The organism is Dethiosulfovibrio peptidovorans (assembly GCA_002748665.1).
GTDB lineage: Bacteria > Synergistota > Synergistia > Synergistales > Dethiosulfovibrionaceae > Dethiosulfovibrio > Dethiosulfovibrio peptidovorans_A.
The window spans coordinates 1-16,624 of the sequence record PDTB01000004.1; the positions used below are offsets into that span (position 1 = coordinate 1).

The following is a 16,624-nucleotide window of genomic DNA, read 5'->3' on the forward strand; positions in this document are numbered from 1 at the left end:
TGATGACTAAATCGAACCTTCGAGCTGCCGCCTTTCGACTGAGAGGCGGTATCTGGACGGCTCTTTTCTTGGCCATCCTCTGGCTCGCCTCCCCCTCTGCTCCTTCTGTGGCTATCGGGTTGATTCCCGTGATGCTTGGGCAGGCCCTTCGATGCTGGGCAGCTGGATGTATTGGGCGGTATAGGGGGGAACGGGTTTCAGCCAAACGGCTGGCGACTTGGGGGCCTTATTCCCTGTGTCGGAACCCATTGTACGTGGGTAACGGTCTCATTGGGCTGGGGTGGGGGATCATGGCCGGTATCGTGCCTCTGATACTGTTCGCCTTGACGTTTTGGGTTCTGTACGGTCTTCTCATCGTGCCATGGGAAGAGCGTTTTCTTCTGAAAAAATTTGGAGATGCGTACCGTCGATACCGTCGAACGGTTGGTGCTTTTTGTCCCAAACAATGGCCAGTTTGCGTCGAATTGGGAAGTTTTGATCTCTCGATACTCTGGAGAAGTGAAAGGCACAGTCTTCTGGTTACCCTCCTGGGAACGGTAGTTCTTGCCTCTCGTCTGTGGTGGTGACGGAGCTTTAAATATATGACGAAGGCCTGGAAAACCGATTTTTCCAGGCCTTCGTCGTTTTTTATGTCGTCTAAAATTTTGCGATGTGGCCCCCGAAGAGGCGGTTCCAAGTCTTTTCGTAGACCTCTTGAGGTTGGGGCACGATCCGAGCGAGTCCCTCTTCCACGCAGGCCTGGGCTACGGCTTCGGCGATTCGGGGGACAAGTTGGTCGGAAAAAATAAACGGTGTGATGTGGTCTGGTCCTAATCGACTGGTATCCACGTTGTCAGCGTATTCCCTGGCGACCTTGAGCTGCACACCGAATGTGAGCCCCGTTGCCCGAACGTCCAGGATACCCCGGGTGAACCCGGGAAAAATAGCCAGGTTGGGCATACAGTTGATTCCATCCATGATACCGCATCCCACGACCGCAGCTCCCGCCTCTTTTGCCTCATTCTGTGTCATTTCGGGGACGGGGCGGGTGAGGGGAAAAACCACGCTCTGGGGTGCCATCAGGGCCACATGCTCTTTTCCAAAAGCCTTGGGCTGGCCTGTGAGTCCGATCAGGATATCGGCTCCTCTGATCGCCGTTTCAAGTCCGCCTCGAAGCCCTTCCGGGTTGAGGCGGTCCAGAATAAACCGCTGTACGCCGTTGAGGCTCTCCATCTCAGGGTGGATGATTCCCTGCCTGTTCAGCATGACGATATTTTGAGCACCGGCGTGGAGCATGAGTTCCGCCGTAGCGATGGCAGAGGTCCCAGCACCGACGATGACTATTTTAACAGAGTCTAGCTCCTTCCCGACGACCTTGAGGGCGTTAAACAGGGAGCCTAGGATGACCGCCGACGAACAGTGCATGTCGTCGGCGAAGATGGGGATGTCGAGCTCTTTTCGGAGTTTCCGGACCAATAAAAAATCCGTCGGACTCTTTATGTCCTCCAGATTGATTGCTCCCACGGTGGGAGCCAAGAGTCTGCAGAAATCCGTGAGTTGGTCAATCTCGGTGGTGTTGACACACAGAGGGAGAGCGTTGACGTCACCAAATCGCTTGTAGAGCAGGCATTTCCCCTCTATCATTGGCAGGGCTGCCTCGGGGCCGTAGTGTTCCTGACCCAGGAGTGAGGTCCCATTGGAGATGATGGCCAGCCTGTCTCGTTTTCCGGTTAGCTCGTAGACAGCCTCTCGATTGGCCTGTATCTCCTTGGCCGCTATGGCTCCGCCCTGTATGTAGGCCATGGCCAGGTCCTGTTTGTTTCTGATAGAAATAGTGGGAGAGAGCTTGATCTTTCCCTGGGCTCGCCGATGGAGCTCCAGTGCTTCGGTTCGGTCTACAGGCATAATGTCTCACTCCTTAGGTCTCAGTCAGTTACGTCGGCAGATGGTTCAGGTCCAGGATCATTCCATCGGTGGCGGCGATCACTGTGGTGTCCTCGGTGCAGAGCTGTGTGGCCAAAGCTTCGGGGTCGTTTTTCAGGATGCTCGTCCCCAGATGGGTCATGACCAGCAGCTTAGGGTAGACTTGGCGGAGAAAACGAGCCATGTCCGGGACGGACAGATGCTGGATGGGAGGACGATTCTCCAGCAGGGTTACGTTAGCGACGATCACCTCTCGGTCGTGGAAGAATCTCTCCAGTTTTGGGAGATAGGCAGTGTCGCTGATCAAGCCCAGCTTGGGGATGCCCGATCCGTCGAAACGAAGTCCGTAACACTCGACCCCATGATGACGGAGGGAGATCGGCCTCACTGTTCCTCCCGGGGACTGGACGGGGTTCAGGTCGCTCCAACGGACGAGCTGGAGAAATCTGTCTCGGAGGTTCCTGTACAGCACCGGTTCGTCGTCGATGGCGTCCGATGGCAGGGCCGTGAGAATACCGGGACGTCGGCCGCCTTCGGTCATGGCTTCTGCCAGGCTATTGCAGTCACCGCTGTGATCGATATGCCGGTGAGTCAGGAGCATGCCGCTTATGTGGTTCGGGTCCACGAGAGGACGAAGGACACACATTCGAACCAATGCTCCGGGGCCTGGATCCACCGCCATCCGAAATCCTCCCAGGGAGATCACCATGCCGCCGGAGCTTCTAGTCTGGTTGATCACGTTGAATCGGGTTCCAGCGGTTCCCAGAAAAACCATGGGGTTCTGAGGAAGTTGCGTCAATTCTTAAACAGTGGGAGCAACTTGGAGAACTCTGGGGTCCCTGCTCGTTGAAGAAGCTGATAGATCACCGACTCCAGAGGGAGAACATGAACGCCACAGGCAGTCATGTTGCTCAAAGCCAGGCGATGGTGTTCCGGGTTTCTGCTACCGCAGGCGTCTGCGACCACTGCCACCTGGTACTCTCGTTTCAGAAACTGAAGGGCTGTGGTGTGGATGCAGATGTGGCTTTCGATGCCGAAGAGCACCACCTGGGTCTTTTGGGGGCAGAAAATATACTCGTTGAACCCCTGCTCGTTGAAACACCCGAAGCTTTGCTTCTCGAAGGGAGGATCCTCCAGATATTCCCGAAGGTCTTGGATCGTTGTTCCCAGGCCTTGGGGGTACTGTTCGGTGTACCGCACGGGGATGCTCATGACCTGGGCTGCTATGAGGAGTTTTTTTACATTTCGAAGGACGTCCTGATGGCTGTGGATGGCGGGCAGGAGTTTTTCCTGAATATCCACGAGGAGAAACAGTGTCGTTTTCGTCTGAAGCGTATGTGGTTTCAACGGAGCCACCTCCTGATGTTCTCTTCTCCTGTTATTATGCCATATGCTTCCTCTTGCCGGTATCGCAAAACGCTCTTTTATGCTATCCTTACCGTCGTTATCTCACCCATGGAGGATCCAAAACCGATGACCGATAAAAACGACGATCTTCAGGAATGGACCGTGGAGCAGGTCTTGAAGGCAATGACCACCCCGGAGTACCCCGAATACGTACTACAAGCGGTGGAACAGCTTCAGATCTGGATGAACGAAAAACTCTCTGCCCCCGGAGATGAGGGCCTGACCACCGATTATGATCGATTGTACGCACAGCTGGACTGGATTCGGAAACATGCCGCTTTTCTGGGCGAGGACGGTGATACTAGCCCTTCGGAGGCTGTAGTTGTCTCTCTGGAGCCCAGTGATCAGGATGAGGCAATGCGAATGGCCATCGATCATGTAGCGATATTCAACAGAAACTGCCAACGGATATGGCTGCTCAGCGATTCCTGGGTTCCTGGAGAAGTCCTTCGATACCAGCGTCACATAAGAGCCTTAGAGGGGCGGAACGTATCCTTTCGCTTTCTCCTCATCACCCCTTGCGGTTGGACCGAGATCCCCCTTCGGCAGGATGATGCACCCGGTGACAGCTTAGGATGGAACAGCACTACTACGGGAGTCTTGGGCCGGGATCGAGTCGAGGACAAGGACGGCGAAAAATGATTTGACGAAGTGGAATGGTGACTGTATAATGCCCTTCGTTCGGGGTGTAGCGCAGTCTGGTTAGCGCGCCTCGTTCGGGACGAGGAGGTCGGAGGTTCGAATCCTCTCACCCCGACCAGACTGGACGAAAAACGATCTTGGCCTCGGTCAAGGTCGTTTTTTCTCAGGAGACATCAACTTCTCCTTGACTATTACTGACTATATTGTTATACTTGTTGATACAAGAGAGGTGACCGTTATGGCCGTGGAGAGGGTCTCACATAATCGCAAAGCCCGCCACGACTATTTTATCGTAGATACCTACGAGTGTGGTATCGTCCTTACCGGTACCGAGATAAAATCGATCCGAGCCGGACGAGTGAACCTGAAGGATGGATATGCCAAGCTCGATAACAGAGAGCTCTGGCTTTTCAACATCCATATATCTCCTTATGAACACGCCAGTTGGCGTCAGCACGAACCTACCCGAAAACGCAAGCTCCTCATGCGTAAGGGAGAGCTCCGCCGGATTGCCTCCAAGGTGAAAGAACGGGGTTTTACCTTGATCCCCCTGTCGCTTTACATCAAGGATGGTCGGTGGGCCAAGGTCGAGCTTGGTCTCGCCAAGGGCAAGGCTCTTCATGACAAGAGGAACGCTCTGGCGGAGAAGGATGCCAAGAGAACCATGGAGAGAGAACTCCGAAATCGCCAAAAAGATTGAGCGTCGACGTGGGGGTGACCGGTTTCGACTGGTATGTCGCAAGTCTGGGAGCAGGTCGAGTGATGGCCGTAAGCCATTACCAAATGAACTGACAACAACTACGCTCTGGCTGCTTAAATAAGCAGTCACCTGTCGGGAGGGGAGCGCTCGCAGATCCGAGGCAGGTTATCAACGCGGGCAACGTATGGGTCCAGTCGGATGAGGTATCATGGTGTTCTGTCGATCACACCAGATATCTCCCGTAGAAAAAGAGATCGTCTAAGCCTGTAGCCGCCCATTCATACACGGTATGTCAGGACCGGGGTTCGACTCCCCGCACCTCCACCATTTTAATTTTATAATTAGGAAGGATTACTGTATAGGCCTCGCTATGGCGGGGCCTTGTTTTTTTTAGTATTCTATAAGTATATTTATAGAATGTCATGGATAAGTCAACATATAAATAAGTAGATTTGTAGCTATACAGGTATTGTACTCATTTCTGAGGGAGGCGGCATTGTGGTTATGCGCCGACCTATCTCGAGATTTACGAATATGCCTGATTTTCTGCAAGGAGGAAGAAGTTTCATTCCTCGCTGGGAGATTGAGATACGACAGGAGAGCTGTCGCGGAAGTGGGAAGCTGGAGTTGCGAGCCTTTAACTACTCTAAGGGCACCTCTAAAAACGGTTTTTCTTGAGATAACAACCCATTTCCATCCAAGATAGAATGGTAAAATATCAATAAATTCCAATATATCCAAAGGCCCCAAAAAAGAGTCCCTTCCTCTGAAACAAGGAAGTCCTTTTTATCGGAAGACTGGAATTTACTTTTCAGGGGGCCAGAGACGTTAGCATCGTTTTATATGGAAAGACGATCGGGAGGAAGATATATGACGCAAGACCATATCCGAGAATATCTGGAAGAAAAATTTACCCGAGATCCTCAAACTGGGGCTTTGGAGGTGCGGCTACGTTTCAAGAGCTACGAAGATCTTTTCGAACCTCTTGATGGAGCTCCTTATGGAGAGAAAAACCTTTCTTCCGCTCTTGTTCGCGTTCTCCTGCATCTTTTTGAGGAGATCCCTTTGGAATATCCTTACGTCCTTGTTTTTGAGTTTACCGGAGTGTGTCGAGTCCCCCGGATGGAGGAACGATGCGCAAAAGACTTCTACCGGTGGTGTCACTACCGTTCGGCTCTGGCAAGGAAGAGGGTACAAAAAAATACCAAGGACACTCTGCTCTATGCATGCATTGCTGCCATACTTATCGGAGCGAGTTCGCTAATGGGAAAGTTTTACCCTTCAAGTATGCTGGAAAGGGAACTCCTGCATCAGGTTCTTACCGTAGGATGGTGGATTTTTGCATGGCAGGCGGGGTCTAATCTGCTTCTTAATTGGGGGCACATCCGGGCTCCCCTTCGGCAATTCACACGACTTCAGACCTATCCTGTTCGATTTGAATATTTTTGAGAGCGTGAATCTCTTATCCCTTGCTTGGTCTTAGCTTCTACACTTTGACCAGGGGGGATGAACACCCCGATCTCTCCTCATGCAACAAATCCGAAGATATTCGTGATGGGATTCAAGGCTGTGAGGGGAGGAAATGCGCTATGGGCAGAATGATATATGTCGAGGCAAGAGAGAATAAATAAGAAAAGTTGTGCCTTTTTTACCCTGCGGCCTCTGTGTTTTTGCTCGGATCGAAAAGTATTGGAGGAACGACGCTTTTATTCTTTCGTGGAGAAGAGGTATGGGAATCGGACATTCTCTTGCCCTAGATTACTGAGTGCTAGGTTCTCTAAAAATCGTTGTGGGGTCGTGATGAATTGCCAAGGGAAGGGAGAATACGGTGAAGATTTCGGTGAACCGTGAGCGGTTGATCGCGACATTGCAAGATTTAGGAGCTGTCGGACTGGACGGAAGCGGTGGGCGTACCAGGCTTGCCTTGGATGATGGTGACAAGGCGGGGCGGGATCTGTTTGTCAGGTGGCTGAGAGACCTGGAGCTGGATGTCAAAATCGACGCTATCGGAAACATCTTCGGCGTGTTGCCAGGGTTCGAACCGGGAGATCCAGTAACCATGGGATCCCACATAGACACCGTCAGAAACGGCGGTATGTTTGATGGAGCTGTCGGTGTATTAGGGGGACTGGAGGTTCTTCGTACCATAAGGGAAAAAGAGATCTCTCACAGGCGCTCGCTGGCAGTAGCTGTCTTCACCAACGAGGAAGGAGCTCGATTTGCTCCCGATATGATGGGAAGCCTTGTTCTGACTGGTGTTATGGATCCTAACGATGCGTACAGAATATCCGATGATTGCGGACGGACTGTCGGTGAGGAGCTGGATCGGATCGGTTACAGGGGGATTGATTCGGTGATCCCGTCCACCTATCTGGAGCTTCACGTGGAACAGGGACCGTTCCTGGACCGTGAAGGTGTCTCCATGGGGGTTGTGGATGGAGTACAGGGTATCGCTTGGTGGAAGGGATGTTACCGTGGTCAGGCCAACCACGCTGGAACGACCCTTATGACAATGAGAAACGATGCTTTGTTGGCTGTCTCCCATCTTCATGTGGCCGTGACCGACCTGGTTCGGGAATGGGGCGGTTGTGCCACAGTGGGACGAGTCGCCGTTCAGCCCGACATAGTCAACGTCATTCCTGGCGAGGCTCTATTCACACTGGATGTGCGTCATCCTGACGTCTCTTGTTTTCATCAGCTGAAAATAAAGGTGCAGGAGATCATGCATCGTTTGGCCCAGCGCTTTGATCTTCAACTGGAGCTCTCGCAAAACGTCGACGTTCAGCCGGTGACCTTTGATCGAAGGCTGAAAGACTTGATTCAATCGGTGATGGTAGATCATGGGTTGACCTTTACTCATCTTTGGAGTGGGGCTGGGCACGATGCGCAGATATTGGCGAGACGGGTTCCCTCGGCGATGATCTTCGTTCCGTCCATTGGAGGCAAGAGTCATTGTCCCCAAGAGGAGAGCGATTTCGACCAGATTGCTGATGGAGTGAATGTGTTGTTAGAATGTGCCCTTCGTGTGGCTCGTGGGGAGGGTGAACTCTGACCTGAGTGCTGCGTTTTTTCCTGTAGATTTGACCGAGGGGCTCGAGTCGTTCGTTCGAGAATAAGTCGTTGAGATTTATCCCTAACCTTTGGCGAAATGTATCACGCTCTTTTTTGAGAAACGGGCCTGATGTTGTGCTCGCCTCTCTCTTGTCAAGGCGATGTGTTCTCGAACACTTTTGATGTTGGATTTTCTCATCGTATCCTGAGAGTGATCGGTGAGCTTATCGTGTTGTCCATTTTTCAGCTTAGGTTAGTCTGGGTCAGGCTGCTGTAGATTTTCTTTCTCGAAGTAGGTCTCCTGCGGTGTTCGGTGTCCCCGTATGGTCTTGACAATGGGGTCCGTCATACCCATAGCGTTTACATGTTGGCAGAGAGCCACGTACACGAGCACGAGCCGGGCCGATGGTGATAGGTTTGTATCCTCAATGACGTCGACCGGTACACGGCAAAACCAAAATTTTTTAGATGGGCACAACCTATCACCCCCGAAAAAATGGGTGGCCGGTGATACCCCAAAAAAATAGCAAGGGCATCAGCAATATGCTGGTGCCCTTGCTATTACTTGGTCGGTATTGGTGGGCGACACTGGGATCGAACCAGTGACCCCTTCCGTGTGAAGGAAGTGCTCTCCCGCTGAGCTAGCCGCCCTTGAGATAACGAGAAGAATTATATATCCCAAAGGCTTAGAATGCAAGAGTGTTGTTCTCCTTCTTTGCATAAACATCTGTCTTTTCACAGGTAGTGTATCTTTGAAGAATGCTCAAATATGGCTAGTATTCAAGGTTGAAGGTCGATTTTGCCTTCACAGGGTAAGTCTTCTGGCGTATACTATTAGTGATGACGAGGTACTAACATAAACTTTTTTACGAAACTGAACGATTGGTGAGGAGGATGAGCTCGGTGGATCTATCTGCTTTAGCAGGTGCGACCGATGTCTGGGAATGTTGGCGTTTTCTCCCCTGGGCTGACGGCGATTTAGCTGGAGTGTATCGCCGGGCTACGTTCATCAAGGCAGGGCTCATGGGAGAGGTGGCTCGGTATTACGCTGACGATTACATCCTGTGGACCTATGGTGCAGACTCTCTGGCACGGGTTCGTCGGGAATGGGGTTCTATACCAGATGTGATGATTCAACGGCTGATCTTTGTGTCTCCAGAGGATAAGTTTGATAAAAAGGTTAAGGCTTTTGCTTTGGGTTTGCGAGGGTATCTGGAGACGTATCGCTATGCTCCCATGGGGCAGGGATATGCCAAGATACGCGATCTTACTCCCTTAATCGACAAGGCATGGGAGCTGGTTCAGTCAATGGATAGGGGAGGTGTTGAACAGGGGAATCATCCGTGCGTAGTGTAGTTGCGGGAGCACTTTTTTATTCTACGTAAGAATAAGAAGGGGATCTTTGTCTGGGGGTGTGAAGATTGACGTTTACTTTGATGTTCATCGTGTCTGCCGTTGTCTTCGTGGTCGGTTTTAAGGTATATGGCAAGTTTATGGCCGATATCTATCAACTGGACGACTCAAGGCAGACGCCGGCTCAATGCATGTTTGATGGTATTGATTACTGTCCGGCCCATCCGGCGGTCCTTTTGGGGCATCATTTTGCCTCTATCGCTGGGGCAGGGCCAATAACCGGTCCCATTGTTGCGGCGTCTATGTTTGGATGGTTGCCCACGTTGCTGTGGTGCATCATCGGTTCCACATTCCTCGGTGGCCCTCATGATATGGGAGCCTTGGTCGCTTCGATGCGTCACGATGGTCGTTCCGTCGGGGAGGTCGTTGAGCGTTGGATTGGCCATAAGGGAAAGATCCTGTTTCTGTGCTTCACCATCTTGGCCTTGATTCTGGTCGTGGCGGTTTTCCTGGTCCTCTCAGCCAAGACATTTGCTGCGGATCCGGTGGTGGCTTTTGTCGGGTGTCTATATATCGCGATGGCCGTGATCTCGGGGATGTTGATTTATAAGTTTCACGCTCCTTTATGGCTGGTAACGGTTATTATGCTGGCTATCGTGGGCTTTGCCTGTGTCAAAAGCGCTGATAGTCAGACTATCATGACTCTTTTTAAGCTGTCCAATAACACTTGGAATTACATCCTGGCTCTGTATATTGTGGCAGCTTCGGTGCTCCCCGTCTGGCTTCTCCTTCAGCCTCGGGACTATCTGGCATCGTATTTCCTGTATTTTGCCGTCATCGTCGGAATTGTCGGTATGTTATTCGGCAACAAGTTTGACAGCGGAGCTATCCCTATGATAAAGCAGGGTGTTTCATATTTCGGAACGGCAGGGAAACCGATGTGGCCCATGATGTTCGTCATCGTGGCTTGTGGGGCGATTTCGGGATTCCATTCTCTGGTTGGAAGCGGGACAACCTCCAAGCAGCTTCGCAGGGAGAGCGATGCTGTCGTGGTTGGATACGGCTCCATGCTCATGGAAGGGCTTGTGGCTTGTATTGCCATTGGAACTCTTATGGTTGCTGGCTCAATCGTAAAAGGCGGTCCGGTTGTCACCTTCTCTAAGGGGTTTGGTCAGTTCGCCTCCTTGGTGGGGATTGACCCGGTGTTAGGGACTCGTCTCGGGGCCATCGCCATCAACAGCTTTTTGTTGACCTCTTTGGATACTGCGACCCGTCTCGCCCGGTACCAGATTCAGGAGCTTTCGGGGATGAAGATCAACAAATACGTGGCCACAGTAGTGGCTGTAGTTGCGGCTCTGGCCTTGGTCATGGTCAAGACCACGGACGTTGCGGGCAATCCCATTCCGGCCTGGAAGGCCATTTGGCCTATCTTTGGTGCCTCTAATCAGCTTGTGGCTGCTTTGGCCTTGTTGGCTATTGGTGTCTGGGTTATCAGGGGATTGAAAAAGAGTGGAAACTTCCTTATGGTTCCCTTCTGGTTCATGTTGGCTACCACGCTCTTTGCCTTGTTCATTCTGATCAAGGGCTGGATTGGCATGGCGCAGCCGAACTATCTCCTTGCTGGTGTAGCTTTGCTCCTGTTTGTTCTCGCCGTGTTCCTGGTCCTTGAGGCCCTTAAGGCCTTGAGAGTCAAGGTGGAGTAGCTCTCTGCAAGAGACTAAACATTTAAAGACAAAAGCCGGCTCGAAACGCGAGCCGGCTTTTTTGATCGTTTGAAATGAGGAGATCAGTTATGCTGTCTCTCCGTCTGATTGGTTCAACTTAGGTGCTTCCACAGCTTCTGCCCCGATTGAACGAACTTTCCAAAGAATTGATTGGGGCAACTGGATATCTCAAACATCGTCTAGAGCGAGGAACAGAGTCCCTAACTCTGCTAAGCAAAGCATGCCGTAAAAAATTACAGAAGAAAAACGGCGGGAAAGAGCCTTTTCGAAAAAACGCCCTTCCCCACCGGGAGGAAAAAAGACAGAAACTTACTCTCTCTTCTTCAATCTTACGTCAGGTTCAGAGGGGATACGGAAGAGGGGAATAAAGCGGTCCCAGCCGGTTACAGTGAGTACCAGCATGGACCCCACTGCCACGAAAGCGAGGAAGTTGAGCCGGATAATATCCATGGGGACGAAGTGATAAAGAGGATAAACTGCGTAGGCGATGCCGACGAAAAATACAACGTAGCAATGCCAGGGAATGAGCTGAGACCCAAGCACCCCGAAGGCATCTGAGAGTGTGGCATTGCGAAGCCGAAGGGTGTACAAATCCTCTTCGCTGCCCTCTACGTTCTCCTCGGTCATCTCTCGAATAATGGGACCGATGGTGACAATCTGAGCCATTTCATCCCCTAAAGCGGCGTTACCTATGAGGCACATGATACCGTTGCTGAAGATGAGTTGCCGCACATTGTGCACCATTTTGAGAACTCCTCGGGCGACGGGTTCAAAAGCTTTCATGAGACGCATTACCCCTCCAAAGGCTCCTACCCACATCATCATTACGATAGACCAGCTTCCGGCATCGGAAAAGCCTGTATAGACCAGGTCGAGGAATTCTATTACCGAGATTACAGTGCCGGCTATCAGACCAAAGATCAGAGCCGCCACAATTCCTGCCCCTAGACAGAGAAGGGTCGAAATTCCCGAGACTGCCATGACCAAAACTATGAGAAGAGGCACAATCATATAGAGAGGGACCCCTGATCGTACCTGTTCCAAAAGGGTTACCGCAGATGCCCTTTTCTCCTCCAGGCTAGTCCAAACCTCCGGAGGAATGGCATCGATAGCTGCAGCAGCACTCCCCACTTCACTGCCCAATTCCATGCTGCTTCCTGCAAAATAGAAAATGCCTGCCGAAATAAAAAGACAGAGGAAGGACCATACTCCTTGATGACGCACTCGCTGAATGATTTCCACTCCCTGCATTCCCGAGCTCACCACCGTAGTGTCTGAAATAAGACCAATGTTGTCCCCAAAACAGGACCCTCCTGCCACGGCAGCAACCGTAAGAACGGGGCTTCCCCCTACAATGTGACTGAGCCAGAGAAAGACCGGGGCACAGGCTGCAAATGTTCCCCAGGAGGTACCCGTAGCGATGGAGAGTACTGAGGTAGCAAAAAGTCCGACAATCGCTACTGTCTTTCCAGAAATGCCGAGCTTAAGAGACATGATAATGATAGAGGCCCCCACCCCGGTGGCCATAAAAGCCTCCGCAAGAGCATATGCGGCCATGAGTATGAAAAAAACGATGATGAAATGTTTCACATTATCTATGGCAGCATCAAAAATTTCTTTAAAAGAGAGTTTGTCGAGGATCATGGCCAAGGCTGCTGCGATAATTGTAGCGAGAGGCGCAGACAACAGAATGTCCATGCCACTCAACATAAGTCCTGCCAGAACTACAATAGGTGCCAACTTCAATAGTGCCACAAAGACCCCTCCTTTAATTTATAAATTTATTATGTAGAGTTGCGCCACTTTCCAAAAATTTTTTTAGTTCTCGATTTTCTCCCTTTCGTCTCATCACCACCTTTTCCTCGGATTGTTCCTTCAGGTTTGCCTCTCTCTTGTACCTGTTCCGGTCCGCCAGACGCATCGTGCTTTTCAGTTCATGCAGAAAAGCAACCACTCCCTGAGCAGAGCCCGATACAGCTCCCATTTACCACCATGAGGTTGCTGAAAAGCCTAAAAGCCTAAAAGCCTTTGTAAAATCAAGGCTAAATATACTAGACCTAGTTCTGTTTCATCAAATATGTTACCTCTCGCTCGTTCAGGGCAATCCAGCTGTCTCTCCTCCATCGATGGGAATTGCAGCCCCCGTGATGTACCGTCCCTCCGAAGAGGCAAGAAAGGCAAAAAGCCCCGCGATCTCTTCCGGTTCAGCATGGCGTTTCATGGGGATTTTTTGATTTGTGGCCTCCAGCATTTCTGGAGTGTATTCTGCTTTCTGCATGGGGGTGAGCACATATCCCGGACAGACAGCGTTCACCCGGATACTCGGGGCAAGCTCCAAAGCCATAGTTTTGCAGAGCAGAATCACTCCCGCTTTGGAAGCGTTATAATCCGTGTAGAAAGGGTGCCCCTCAGTACCGTTGGTTGAGGCGGTTATGAGGATGACTCCCTCTCTCTGGGGAAGCATATGTTTCGCTGCTTCCTGAGCACAGAGAAAAACACCGTCCAGGTTTATGCCCATAACTCGTCGCCATTGCTCCCAGGAAATATCCGCAAAAGGGGACCGAACGCTGATTCCCGCATTCGCGACAAGTATATCCAGTTGTCCCGTTAGTTGTATTGCCTCCCGAAAGCCTTGTTCCACCTCTTCCGGTCGACTTACGTCCACTTTAAGAGCCCCCACAAAACCTGCAGGGTTACAAGCGGCCTCCTCTAAACCCGTAGGATCAATGTCAAAAATCACCACCTGAGCCCCCTCCCGGGCAAAGCGTTCTGCCGTGGCTAGGCCAATACCACTGGCACCGCCGGTAACCACGACACCTTTATTCTGTAAATCTGGATATCGGATCATTGAAAAAGCCCTCCTTTTATTCTGCCCTGAGCGGAGGCACTCAAGGGACAATATGCTTCGAAAAAACTTCTCAGAAAAAGGAATCGCATTCAATGCATACAAGGTATGCATAAATATACATGGTTCTAGTGTACGGGGATAGGAAAAGAAAGTAAAGTGGCGCAGTCTGTTGAATCGAAGCGTCTTTAGTATCGAGTTCCGTATCTCTCTTGTGCCACCGTGTCTGAAAGCGTACCCAAAGCGTGGATGATTTTTTCTTGGAGCACCTGAAATATAATCCGTGCAAGAGGGGCTGCAAAAAATTAGCCCAAGCATTTCTGTAAAAGATGGCGTACGTTATCGCCCCGGATACAGGTTCCTCTCAAAAGAGGTTACCTTTTATACTGAGGAACTTGTAAGATGATTTCTTACCGCCAGAGAGAAGAGGCATACGCCCACAGCGCTCTTGGCAAACATCTCGATATCGTGGACTTTGGGAAAGTGTGGCTCTTCCTGTTCCAGGGGGCAACAGGAAATCCTCCAAGATATGGCCTAAAGGCGATATTTGCCGAAGCCATTTTACGATGGAGCCCCCAGAAGCTCCAGGATATGTCCTGACGTCAGTTCCACTCTGTTTCGTGGTTCTTGAGGTGCTCAACTCGGTTCAAAGCGACCAGGGAATAATATCCTTTCTTGCATATCATGATGGAGATGGAGGCCGTATCGAAATGGAGTCGCCAGAACCATGGCTCCTGTATGCCGATACAAGACGAGAGCAAAGGCTTCAAAACCGTTCTGTGGCTCACCAGGGCAATGGTTTCCCCGTGATGTTTTTTGACGAGAGAGTCCAGTTTTTTTCGGGATCTTTGCATTACAGCTGTAAGGGGTTCTATACCGGGTGCCTGCAGTTTCTCTGGTGTGTTGAGCCAAATCTCCCAGAGCTCGGGGCTTTCTTGGGCGATCTCTTCTTTTTTTCGTCCTTCCCAGGAGCCCAGAGATACGTTGGTAATCTCATGGGCTTCCACGGGCGAAAGACCAATTTTGTCTCCGATGACCTGCGCGGTCTCTCGAGCCCGAAGAAGAGGGCTGGTATAGAGGTGTTCAATGCTCAGATGTGTAGCAGCTTCGGCAACTTCCTTTGCCTGTCTTTTACCACAGGCATTCAGGGGAAAGTCCCTGGCTCCTCTGAACAGCCCCTGTACATTCCCTGCACACTCTCCATGGCGAATCAGGACTACCGTTGTCGGTCGATTCATGGGAAACTCCTCCTTTTTTCTCAGTCTACTCCTCAGGAAAGCTCCGACAAAATATTTTTATGTCTGACCAGTCTTGACAATTATCCGCAAGATTGGTACTCTACTATCTGTTGTTTTTGCGATTAGCACTCACCGTAGAAGAGTGCTAGTATCTATCGGGGGTATGGTATGCTTACCGAGCGTCAGCTGGAAATTGTGCTGTCCGTTGTGTATGACTATATATCTACCGGAGAACCCGTCGGTTCGAGGACCGTTTCCAAAAAATACATCAAGGGATGCAGCGCCGCTACGGTCAGAAACGAGATGGCCGATTTGGATGAGATGGGGTATTTCTTTCAGCCCCATACGTCGGCGGGTCGAATTCCCACACCGTTGGCCTATAGAGTATATGTCAACTCCATCATGCATCGTCAAAGGGCGGCACCTCCAGGCTTGGAATTATGGGTTCGGACCGTACGTAGTCAGAGGGCCGATGTTGAGTCGACTCTCTCCCAGATCTCTCGTCTCTTGGGAAAAGTGACCAGTTATCTGGGAGTAGCCGCTGTTACCACGACCGATGTTCAGCGTCTTCAGAAGGTCGATTTAGTTCGTCTTGAGGACGGTTCGATCCTGGTTTTGGTGGTGTTGGAAAACGGGGCTATCCGCCATCGTCGCATAGTTCTGGACGGTGAATTGCCTCAGGGAGTCCTGGACGATCTAGCGGCGACCGTGAATAACGGAGCTTCGGGTAAATCGTGGTCTCAGGTGAAAGAGGCTCTCTATGGCTATATCTCCGTGCAACTTGAGGAATACTGGGGGCTTTGTCGGGCAGCCATTGATCGTTTGGATGCTATGCTGGCCCAGGAGACGTGTCACCTGAGTACTGGAAGGGTAAGCCAGATTTTCAATGTGCCCGATTTCGCCGACATCGGTCGTATACAGACTCTTTTGGCCCTCGTGGAGGACGAGCCCACCTTGGCTGGGATGATTCGGGAGCGAGCGGAGGATGACGGTGTGACCGTCACCATTGGAACGGAGAACCCCCATCCATCCATGAAGGATTGTTCTGTGGTTGTGGCGTCAGCCAGTCAGGGATATCGGAGGTCGGTCGTTGGGCTTATCGGCCCGGTTCGGATGGATTACGAGCGCTCCATATCGGTGTTGGAGGCTGTTTTGGGTGGTCTGTATGGCGATGAAAATGACTGCGAGGAGGAATGACCCTCATGGACGATACCAAAGAGATACCTGAGGAAAGATATGATGGTGTAACGGAAGAGCAGGAGTCCGTAGCTGAGGTTGATAACGACGACGAAAACGATCTTGATTCGAGGATACAGTTTCTTGAGGAGGAGCGGGATACGTTTCGGGAATTGGCAGCGAGAGCTCAGGCCGATCTGATCAATTTTCGTACCCGTACCGAACGGGAGGTCCGTCGAATCAGGGAGTTAGCTGCAGAGAGAAGCGCTCTTGAGATGTTTCCTGTCTTGGACAACCTGGATCGGGTCTTGCAGGTCAAGGAAGATGCCGATGTGACGACGGTGGTTCAGGGTATCCGCATGGTTCGGAAGCAGTTTGTGGAGGCGTTGGCCGCTTTGGGAGTTCAGCCCATACAGGCGGTAGGCGAGGCTTTTTCGCCTGAATATCACGAGGCTATAGGTCTTGTGGAGGTCTGCGAGCGGGAGCGGGATGGGATAGTCGTGGAGGAATTCCAGACAGGGTATATCCTGGCAGACAAGGTCGTTCGTCCGGCCAAGGTTCGAGTCGGGCGTTGTACGGAGTAAGA

General features: G+C 51.3%; 18 protein-coding genes, 2 tRNA genes and 1 other RNA gene. 13 read left to right on the forward strand and 8 right to left on the reverse strand.

The window, feature by feature from the left end; translation table 11 throughout:
* The first annotated feature begins 2 nt into the window (after positions 1-2).
* Positions 3-566: a cobalt-zinc-cadmium resistance protein gene (locus CSA35_00110; protein PIE55560.1), complete on the forward strand. Its 564-nt coding sequence runs from the start codon at positions 3-5 to the stop codon at positions 564-566.
* A 70-nt stretch (positions 567-636) separates the two neighbouring features.
* Here CSA35_00110 and CSA35_00115 read toward each other — a convergent pair whose 3' ends face one another.
* From CSA35_00115 to CSA35_00125, 3 genes are read right to left on the reverse strand one after another with little or no spacing between them, the layout of a single operon-like run.
* Complete coding sequence (locus CSA35_00115) at positions 637-1,884, reverse strand: NAD-dependent malic enzyme (GenBank protein PIE55561.1); 1,248 nt, start codon at positions 1,882-1,884, stop codon at positions 637-639.
* Between the two features lie 28 nt (positions 1,885-1,912).
* On the reverse strand, positions 1,913-2,677 hold the full coding sequence (locus CSA35_00120; GenBank protein ID PIE55562.1) for an MBL fold metallo-hydrolase: 765 nt from the start codon (positions 2,675-2,677) through the stop codon (positions 1,913-1,915).
* A 20-nt stretch (positions 2,678-2,697) separates the two neighbouring features.
* Positions 2,698-3,249, reverse strand: a complete 552-nt coding sequence (locus tag CSA35_00125; protein ID PIE55563.1) for a hydrolase — start codon at positions 3,247-3,249, stop codon at positions 2,698-2,700.
* Here CSA35_00125 and CSA35_00130 point away from each other — a divergent pair.
* From CSA35_00130 to CSA35_00160, 7 genes are all read left to right on the forward strand, one after another.
* Positions 3,238-3,951 carry a hypothetical protein gene (locus tag CSA35_00130; protein PIE55564.1) on the forward strand — a complete coding sequence of 238 codons (714 nt, stop codon included), beginning with the start codon at positions 3,238-3,240 and terminating at the stop codon, positions 3,949-3,951. The two genes, CSA35_00125 and CSA35_00130, sit on opposite strands and share 12 nt — an antisense overlap.
* A 40-nt stretch (positions 3,952-3,991) precedes the next feature.
* Positions 3,992-4,069 (forward strand) — tRNA-Pro (locus tag CSA35_00135).
* Between the two features lie 120 nt (positions 4,070-4,189).
* Positions 4,190-4,651 carry an SsrA-binding protein gene (locus CSA35_00140; protein PIE55565.1) on the forward strand — a complete coding sequence of 154 codons (462 nt, stop codon included), beginning with the start codon at positions 4,190-4,192 and terminating at the stop codon, positions 4,649-4,651.
* A 10-nt stretch (positions 4,652-4,661) separates the two neighbouring features.
* Positions 4,662-4,978: a transfer-messenger RNA gene (ssrA, locus tag CSA35_00145) on the forward strand.
* Between the two features lie 171 nt (positions 4,979-5,149).
* A complete protein-coding gene (locus tag CSA35_00150; protein PIE55566.1) occupies positions 5,150-5,329 on the forward strand; it encodes a hypothetical protein in 180 nt (59 codons plus the stop codon).
* Between the two features lie 192 nt (positions 5,330-5,521).
* Positions 5,522-6,100: a hypothetical protein gene (locus tag CSA35_00155; GenBank protein ID PIE55567.1), complete on the forward strand. Its 579-nt coding sequence runs from the start codon at positions 5,522-5,524 to the stop codon at positions 6,098-6,100.
* A 379-nt stretch (positions 6,101-6,479) separates the two neighbouring features.
* Positions 6,480-7,703: a Zn-dependent hydrolase gene (locus CSA35_00160; GenBank protein ID PIE55568.1), complete on the forward strand. Its 1,224-nt coding sequence runs from the start codon at positions 6,480-6,482 to the stop codon at positions 7,701-7,703.
* Between the two features lie 575 nt (positions 7,704-8,278).
* On the opposite strand, the gene CSA35_00165 is transcribed toward CSA35_00160, so the two are convergent.
* A tRNA-Val gene (locus tag CSA35_00165) sits at positions 8,279-8,353 on the reverse strand.
* A 252-nt stretch (positions 8,354-8,605) separates the two neighbouring features.
* Here CSA35_00165 and CSA35_00170 point away from each other — a divergent pair.
* Positions 8,606-9,058: a hypothetical protein gene (locus CSA35_00170; protein ID PIE55569.1), complete on the forward strand. Its 453-nt coding sequence runs from the start codon at positions 8,606-8,608 to the stop codon at positions 9,056-9,058.
* Positions 9,059-9,123: 65 nt separating this feature from the next.
* The gene (locus CSA35_00175) at positions 9,124-10,758 is read left to right on the forward strand and encodes a carbon starvation protein A (protein PIE55570.1); all 1,635 of its coding nucleotides are present in this window, start codon (positions 9,124-9,126) and stop codon (positions 10,756-10,758) included.
* A 330-nt stretch (positions 10,759-11,088) separates the two neighbouring features.
* Here the strand turns inward: CSA35_00175 and CSA35_00180 are convergent, their stop codons facing one another.
* The 3 genes from CSA35_00180 to CSA35_00190 all read right to left on the reverse strand — a co-directional run bounded on the left by CSA35_00180 (position 11,089) and on the right by CSA35_00190 (position 13,627).
* Complete coding sequence (locus CSA35_00180; GenBank protein PIE55594.1) at positions 11,089-12,489, reverse strand: sodium:proton antiporter; 1,401 nt, start codon at positions 12,487-12,489, stop codon at positions 11,089-11,091.
* 58 nt (positions 12,490-12,547) lie between these two features.
* Positions 12,548-12,763 carry a hypothetical protein gene (locus tag CSA35_00185; protein ID PIE55571.1) on the reverse strand — a complete coding sequence of 72 codons (216 nt, stop codon included), beginning with the start codon at positions 12,761-12,763 and terminating at the stop codon, positions 12,548-12,550.
* 111 nt (positions 12,764-12,874) lie between these two features.
* Complete coding sequence (locus CSA35_00190) at positions 12,875-13,627, reverse strand: oxidoreductase (protein PIE55572.1); 753 nt, start codon at positions 13,625-13,627, stop codon at positions 12,875-12,877.
* Between the two features lie 399 nt (positions 13,628-14,026).
* On the opposite strand from CSA35_00190, the gene CSA35_00195 reads away from it, so the two are divergent.
* Entirely contained in the window at positions 14,027-14,224 is a 198-nt protein-coding gene (locus CSA35_00195) for a hypothetical protein (protein PIE55573.1), read from the forward strand.
* Between the two features lie 2 nt (positions 14,225-14,226).
* Here the strand turns inward: CSA35_00195 and CSA35_00200 are convergent, their stop codons facing one another.
* On the reverse strand, positions 14,227-14,862 hold the full coding sequence (locus tag CSA35_00200) for a phosphoglycerate mutase (protein ID PIE55574.1): 636 nt from the start codon (positions 14,860-14,862) through the stop codon (positions 14,227-14,229).
* 168 nt (positions 14,863-15,030) lie between these two features.
* On the opposite strand from CSA35_00200, the gene hrcA reads away from it, so the two are divergent.
* Positions 15,031-16,059 (forward strand): heat-inducible transcription repressor HrcA, encoded by a 1,029-nt coding sequence (gene hrcA, locus CSA35_00205; protein PIE55575.1) that lies wholly within the window; start codon positions 15,031-15,033, stop codon positions 16,057-16,059.
* Complete coding sequence (gene grpE / locus CSA35_00210; protein ID PIE55576.1) at positions 16,056-16,622, forward strand: nucleotide exchange factor GrpE; 567 nt, start codon at positions 16,056-16,058, stop codon at positions 16,620-16,622. The genes hrcA and grpE overlap by 4 nt, the downstream gene beginning before the upstream one ends.
* Positions 16,623-16,624: the final 2 nt, after the last annotated feature.

Bases quoted from the DNA above. Each gene is read 5' to 3' on its own strand.
- CSA35_00110 (PIE55560.1), top strand. From the start codon at position 3: ATGACTAAATCGAACCTTCGAGCTGCCGCCTTTCGACTGAGAGGCGGT.
- CSA35_00115 (PIE55561.1), bottom strand. From the start codon at position 1,884: ATGCCTGTAGACCGAACCGAAGCACTGGAGCTCCATCGGCGAGCCCAG.
- CSA35_00120 (PIE55562.1), bottom strand. From the start codon at position 2,677: ATGGTTTTTCTGGGAACCGCTGGAACCCGATTCAACGTGATCAACCAG.
- CSA35_00130 (PIE55564.1), top strand. From the start codon at position 3,238: ATGTGGTTTCAACGGAGCCACCTCCTGATGTTCTCTTCTCCTGTTATT.
- CSA35_00140 (PIE55565.1), top strand. From the start codon at position 4,190: ATGGCCGTGGAGAGGGTCTCACATAATCGCAAAGCCCGCCACGACTAT.
- CSA35_00155 (PIE55567.1), top strand. From the start codon at position 5,522: ATGACGCAAGACCATATCCGAGAATATCTGGAAGAAAAATTTACCCGA.
- CSA35_00180 (PIE55594.1), bottom strand. From the start codon at position 12,489: ATGTTGAGTGGCATGGACATTCTGTTGTCTGCGCCTCTCGCTACAATT.
- CSA35_00185 (PIE55571.1), bottom strand. From the start codon at position 12,763: ATGGGAGCTGTATCGGGCTCTGCTCAGGGAGTGGTTGCTTTTCTGCAT.
- CSA35_00190 (PIE55572.1), bottom strand. From the start codon at position 13,627: ATGATCCGATATCCAGATTTACAGAATAAAGGTGTCGTGGTTACCGGC.
- CSA35_00195 (PIE55573.1), top strand. From the start codon at position 14,027: ATGATTTCTTACCGCCAGAGAGAAGAGGCATACGCCCACAGCGCTCTT.
- CSA35_00200 (PIE55574.1), bottom strand. From the start codon at position 14,862: ATGAATCGACCGACAACGGTAGTCCTGATTCGCCATGGAGAGTGTGCA.
- hrcA (PIE55575.1), top strand. From the start codon at position 15,031: ATGCTTACCGAGCGTCAGCTGGAAATTGTGCTGTCCGTTGTGTATGAC.
- grpE (PIE55576.1), top strand. From the start codon at position 16,056: ATGACCCTCATGGACGATACCAAAGAGATACCTGAGGAAAGATATGAT.